Genomic DNA, 5,160 nt, shown 5'->3' with positions numbered 1-5,160 from the left:
CCCACGTCCCGCGCCTCGGCCTCGGTGCCGAGCCCACGTCCCGCACCTGCGGTGCCGAGACCCCGCTGCCCCGCACGCGGGGGGGTGCGTGCGGGGCAGCGGCTGGGTCGGTCAGGCGGGGAGGGGCTGTGTCTCCTCGGCCCGCTCGAGCCGCCGCTCGAGCTTGGCACCCTCGACGTCGACGTTCGGCAGCGCCCGGTCCAGCCAGCGGGGCAGCCACCAGGCCTTCTCCCCGAGCAGGCTGAGCACCGCCGGGGTGAGGGTCATCCGGACGAGGAACGCGTCGACGAGCACACCGAAGGCCAGGCCGAAGCCGATGGGCCGGATCATCGCGAGCTCGGCGAAGATGAAGCCGCCGAACACCGAGACCATGATGATCGCGGCGGCGGTGACCACGCGGGCGCTCTGGTTGAAGCCGGTGACCACGGCGGTACGGGCGTCGGTGCCGTGGACGTGCATCTCGCGCATCGCCGAGACGAGGAACACCTGGTAGTCCATCGCCAGCCCGAAGAGCACGCCGATGAGGATGATCGGCAGGAAGCTGAGCACCGGGCCCGGCTCGTTGACGCCGAAGAGCATCGACAGGTGCCCGAGCTGGTAGACCGCGACGACCGCGCCGAAGGAGGCGATGACGGTGAGGAGGAAGCCGAGCGAGGCGAGCAGCGGCACCCAGAGCGAGCGGAACACCAGGAGCAGGAGCACGAGCGACAGGCCGACGACGACGAGGAGGTAGACCGGCAGCGCGTCCCCGAGCTGGGCGGAGACGTCGATGTTCGCCACCGTCTGGCCGGTGTAGCCGACCTCCACGCCGTGTGCGGCGCCGAGCTCGTCCTGGTCGGCGATGAGCCGGTCGACGAGCTCGACGGTGGCCTCCTCGCCCGGGCCCTCGGCCGGCATGAGCTGGAAGGCGAGGGTGTCGCCGTCCTCGCTCGCACCGAAGGGCACGACGTACCGCACGCCGTCGACGTCGAGGAGGTCCTCGGCGATGTCGAGCTGGAGGTCGGTGAGGGCGGCCTCGTCCGCCAGGGGCGCGTCGAGGGTGGCGACGGCGATGACGGGGCCGTTGGCGCCGGCACCGAAGTTGTCACGGATGAGGTCGTAGGTGCGGTACGCCGTGGAGTCGGCCGGCTCCTGGGAGCCGTCCGGCAGGCCGAGGCGCAGCTGGGTGGCCGGGATGGCCAGCACGCCGGCGATGACGGCGACCCCGACGACGGCGAGCCACGGACGGCGCTGCACGGCGGCGGCCCAGCCGCGGGTGGCCGAGTCCCCGTTCTTCCGGGCGAGCCGGGCGCGCTGCCGCTCGGGCAGCACCCGGTGGCCGAGGAAGGAGAGGAGGGCCGGGGTGAGGGTGATGGCGGCGAGCACGGCGACGACGACGGTCGCGGCAGCGACCACACCCATGACGCCGAGGAACGGGATGCCGGTGATGCCGAGCGCGGCGAGCGCGATGACGACGGTCGCGCCGGCGAAGGTCACCGCGTTGCCTGCGGTGCCGGTGGCGAGGGCGATCGACTCGCGCAGATCCATGCCCTCGGCCAGCTGCATCCGGTGACGGTTGAGGATGAACAGGGCGTAGTCGATGCCCACGGCCATGCCGAGCATGAGGGCCAGCGCGGGGGTCACGCTGGTCATCTCGACCACGCCGCTGAGGGCCATCGCGCCGCCGACCCCGACCCCGACGCCGACGAGCGCGGTGAGGAGGGGCAGCCCGGCGGCGAGCAGCGAGCCGAGGAGGACGAGGAGGACGACGACGGCGACGGCCACGCCCACGACCTCGGCCGGGCCGAGGATGCTGGAGATGTCGGAGACGATCTCGGCGCTGTAGTTCACCTCGATGCCGTGCTCGGCCAGGGTGTCGCCGATGCGCTGCACCTCGGCGGTGACCTCGGGGTCGAGCTGGCCGCCGGAGGAGGCGAAGCGGACCTGGGTCATCGCGACGGTGCCGTCCTCGGAGACCTGGCGCAGGCCGTCGGTGAGCTGGGCGAGCCGCTCCCCCTGGTCGAGCTGGGTCTGCCCGGCGGCGAGCTCGGCCTCGGCGGCGGCGAGCTCCTCCTCGGCGGCCTCGATCGCGGCGCGGCCGGCGGCGGCCTCCTCCTCGCGGCTGCTGAGCTCCTGCTCGGCGGCGGCCAGCTGCTCCTCCGCGGCGGCGATGGCGGCGGGCGGGAGCATGTCGCGGGAGGCCTCGAGCTCGGCGCGCTGCGCCTCCAGCTCCTCCCGGGCGGCGGCGAGGGCGGCCTCCCCGGCCTCCAGCTCCGCGCGCTGGGCGGTGAGCTCCTCGCGGCCCGCCTCGAGCTCGGCCCGGCCGGCCTCGAGCTCGGCCCGGCCGGCGGCGATCTGGTCGAGGCTGCCGTCGAGCTGCTCCTGGGTGGCGAACGGGTCGGTCGCGCCGACGACGCCGTCGAGGGCGGCCCACTCCTCGGTGACGGCGGCGACCGCCTCGCGCTGCTCGTCGGTGAAGCCGTCCTCGGTCGAGAAGGTCACCGTGCCGATGCCGGCGGCGGCCTCGGGGATCTCCGCCTGCAGCTCGTCGAGGACCTCCTGGAAGCGGCTGCCGGGGATGGTGAACTCGTCGCTCAGCGGCTCGCTGAGCGTGGCGGCGCCGGTGGCGACGAGCGCGATGACCACGAGCCAGGTGATGACGGCCGCCCAGCGGTGCTGGGCGCTCCAGCGTCCGAGACGGTGGAGGAGAGTTGCCACAGTGGGTCCTTCCGGGTGGTTGTCGGTCGGGACGTGAGGTCAGGGGGTGGGCCGGCGCCAGCCGGCCTCGGCGTGGGCGAGGACCTGCAGGAGCCCCTGGTTGAAGGCGGCGACCGCCTCCTCGGGGGTGCGTTCGGGCAGCGTGGGCAGCCAGGCGTGCTCGACGGTCTCGAACATCGCCATGACGGCGGCTGCCAGGGACCGGACGCGCAGCTCGTCCTCGTCCCCGAGCCGTCGACGCAGGACGCCGACGAGCCACTCCTCGTGGTGCTGCCAGACCCGCAGGTGGAGCTCGAGGCCGTGCGGGGACTCGGCGGGGTTCTCCGGCATCCAACCGAGGAGGATCTCGGCGTCGATGGGCTCTTCGCGCAGCGCCGCGGCGATCGCCGTGAGCGGCTCCTCCTCGGCGGGCCGCCGCAGGAAGGCGGCGGCGATCCGTTCCAGCGGCGCGGCCAGCCCGGCAGCCACCACGCCCTCGATGTTCGGGAAGTAGTTGAAGAAGGTTCGCCGCGAGACCCCGGCACGCTCGGCGATGTCCTCGACGGTGACGGCGCCCAGCCCTCGCTCCCGCGCCAGCTCGCGGGTGGCCGCGATGAGCGCCTGGCGGGTGCGCGCCTTGTTGAGCTCGCGCCGGCCGGTCGTCTCGGACATGTCGGTCAGTGTGCGCCCCTACCTGCACACCGTGCAAGTTTGCACTCAGTGCAGTGACCGGTCTCACAGCGTCACGGCTTCGCAACGGGTGCCGCTGCGGTCTATCGGCGGGAGGCGGGCGAGGAGTAGATTGCGCGCACAACGCGAGCAGCACTGCCGCCCGCGGTCGTCCCGGAAAGGGGATCGCGATGAAACGCCTGGTCGGACTCGTTCTCGGACTCCTCCTCGGAGTCGCGCTCATCGCCCCGATGGGTGCCTCAGCGCAGGCCGCACCGTACTGCGGCATCACGTGGGGATCGCTGGCGAAGTCGGCGGGCACGTTCTCCGGCAACGCCTCGGTCACCGACGTGCGTACCGGGCAGCACAGCTGCTACGACCGCATGGTCGTCGACGTCCGCGGCGACGTGCGGGGGTACTCGGTGCGCTACGTCAGCCAGGTGCACGCCGAGGGCAGCGGGGCGGTCGTGCCGCTGCGCGGCGGTGCCAAGCTCGCCGTCGTCGTCCGGGCACCGTCCTACGACCCGAGTACCGGGCGGCCCACGTACCGTCCGGCCAACCCGAAGGAGCTGACGAACGTCGCCGGTTACCGCACCTTCCGCCAGCTGGCGTCCGGCGGCAGCTTCGAGGGCCAGACGACGATCGGGCTCGGGGTCCGGGCGCGGCTGCCGTTCCGGGTCTTCGTCCTCGACGGGCCGGGCAGCGGCTCACGCCTCGTCATCGACGTCGCCCACCGCTGGTGACACCTCCCCGCCCTCGGGCGGGGCGCGAAGGGGGCGCGATGCGCTCGATGGTGGAGCTCGTGGGTGCGCTGGTCCTGGCCCTCGGGGCGCTGGGCGGCGGTGCCCAGGTGCCGGTGCCGAGCCCGCCGGAGCACGTGCCGGGGAGCCCGCCGGAGCGCCCGGAGGTGCCGGGGAGTGAGGAGGAGGCGCGCGACCGCGCCGGTGTCGCCTTCACCGAGCTCGCCACCGAGCTGGCCGGACGGCACCGGTTCCGGGTGTTCGTGCTCGCCCCGGCGGCTCCGACCGGCGACTGACGGCAGACACCGGCCGGCCGGGGCGGGTGCCCTCGGCCGGCCGGGTGTCGTGGCCGGTCAGCCGGCGCTGCGGCCGCCGTCGATGATGATGAGCTGGCCGGTCACGTGGGACGCCTCGTCGCTGGCGAGGAACGCCGAGACGTTGGCGACCTCCATCGACGAGGGCAGCCGGCCCTGCGGCACCTGGGCGGCGAGCTGTTCGACGAGCGCGTCGTCGAGCTTGTCGATCCACGGGGTGCGCACGATGCCCGGGGCCACCCCGTTGACCCGGATGCCCTTCGTGGCGTACTCCAGGGCGGCGGTCTTGGTCATCATGACGATCGCGCCCTTGGACATGATGTAGGCGGACGCCTCCGGGGTGGCGAGGAACCCGCCGATCGAGGCGGTGTTGACCACCGCACCGCCGCCGGACTCGAGCATGAGGCGCAGGCCGGCGCGCTGCACCATGAAGGCGCCGCGCAGGTTGACGCTCATGACCTTGTCGAAGCCGTCCATCGGGTACTCGTGGCTGGGTGCGGCGGGGCCGTTGATCCCGGCGTTGTTCGCCAGGATGTCCAGGCCGCCGAACTGCTTGCGCACGAACTCCTCGAGGCGGTCGACGGCCGCCTCGTCCGCGACGTCGGTCTCCACCGCCGTGGCCTGGTCGCCGATGGCGGCCGCGACCTCGTCCTGGAGACCGGTGATGTCGGCGAGGATCACGCGGGCGCCCTCGGCGGCGTACTTCTCTGCCGTCGCGCGTCCGATGCCCGAGCCGGCGCCCGTGACGAGCGCGATCTTGC

5 protein-coding genes are annotated in these 5,160 nt (G+C 73.5%); 2 read left to right on the top strand and 3 right to left on the bottom strand.

The annotated features are described in order from the left end of the window. Nucleotides 1-111: 111 nt before the first annotated feature. Both Q0195_RS10520 and Q0195_RS10515 read right to left on the bottom strand, forming a co-directional pair. Nucleotides 112-2,697 carry an MMPL family transporter gene (locus Q0195_RS10520; protein ID WP_299278090.1) on the bottom strand — a complete coding sequence of 862 codons (2,586 nt, stop codon included), beginning with the start codon at nucleotides 2,695-2,697 and terminating at the stop codon, nucleotides 112-114. 39 nt (nucleotides 2,698-2,736) lie between these two features. After that, the gene (locus tag Q0195_RS10515) at nucleotides 2,737-3,348 is read right to left on the bottom strand and encodes a TetR/AcrR family transcriptional regulator (protein ID WP_299278087.1); all 612 of its coding nucleotides are present in this window, start codon (nucleotides 3,346-3,348) and stop codon (nucleotides 2,737-2,739) included. Between the two features lie 188 nt (nucleotides 3,349-3,536). On the opposite strand from Q0195_RS10515, the gene Q0195_RS10510 reads away from it, so the two are divergent. Continuing rightward, the gene (locus Q0195_RS10510; protein WP_299278085.1) at nucleotides 3,537-4,088 is read left to right on the top strand and encodes a hypothetical protein; all 552 of its coding nucleotides are present in this window, start codon (nucleotides 3,537-3,539) and stop codon (nucleotides 4,086-4,088) included. Between the two features lie 38 nt (nucleotides 4,089-4,126). Further along, nucleotides 4,127-4,381, top strand: coding sequence for a hypothetical protein (locus tag Q0195_RS10505; protein WP_299278082.1), 255 nt, complete (start codon nucleotides 4,127-4,129; stop codon nucleotides 4,379-4,381). A 57-nt stretch (nucleotides 4,382-4,438) separates the two neighbouring features. On the opposite strand, the gene Q0195_RS10500 is transcribed toward Q0195_RS10505, so the two are convergent. Next, nucleotides 4,439-5,160 (bottom strand): SDR family NAD(P)-dependent oxidoreductase (locus Q0195_RS10500; protein ID WP_299278079.1); only part of this gene is annotated, 722 nt, incomplete at its 5' end.

It is taken from the genome of uncultured Georgenia sp. (assembly GCF_937958535.1).
Taxonomy (GTDB): domain Bacteria; phylum Actinomycetota; class Actinomycetes; order Actinomycetales; family Actinomycetaceae; genus Oceanitalea.
Note: the sequence above shows the minus strand (reverse complement) of the source record. Positions and strands in the feature narration are given on the sequence as shown.

Excerpts from the sequence above, each read along its gene's own strand:
- Q0195_RS10515 (WP_299278087.1), bottom strand. The coding sequence starts at position 3,348 with ATGTCCGAGACGACCGGCCGGCGCGAGCTCAACAAGGCGCGCACCCGC.
- Q0195_RS10510 (WP_299278085.1), top strand. The coding sequence starts at position 3,537 with ATGAAACGCCTGGTCGGACTCGTTCTCGGACTCCTCCTCGGAGTCGCG.
- Q0195_RS10505 (WP_299278082.1), top strand. The coding sequence starts at position 4,127 with ATGCGCTCGATGGTGGAGCTCGTGGGTGCGCTGGTCCTGGCCCTCGGG.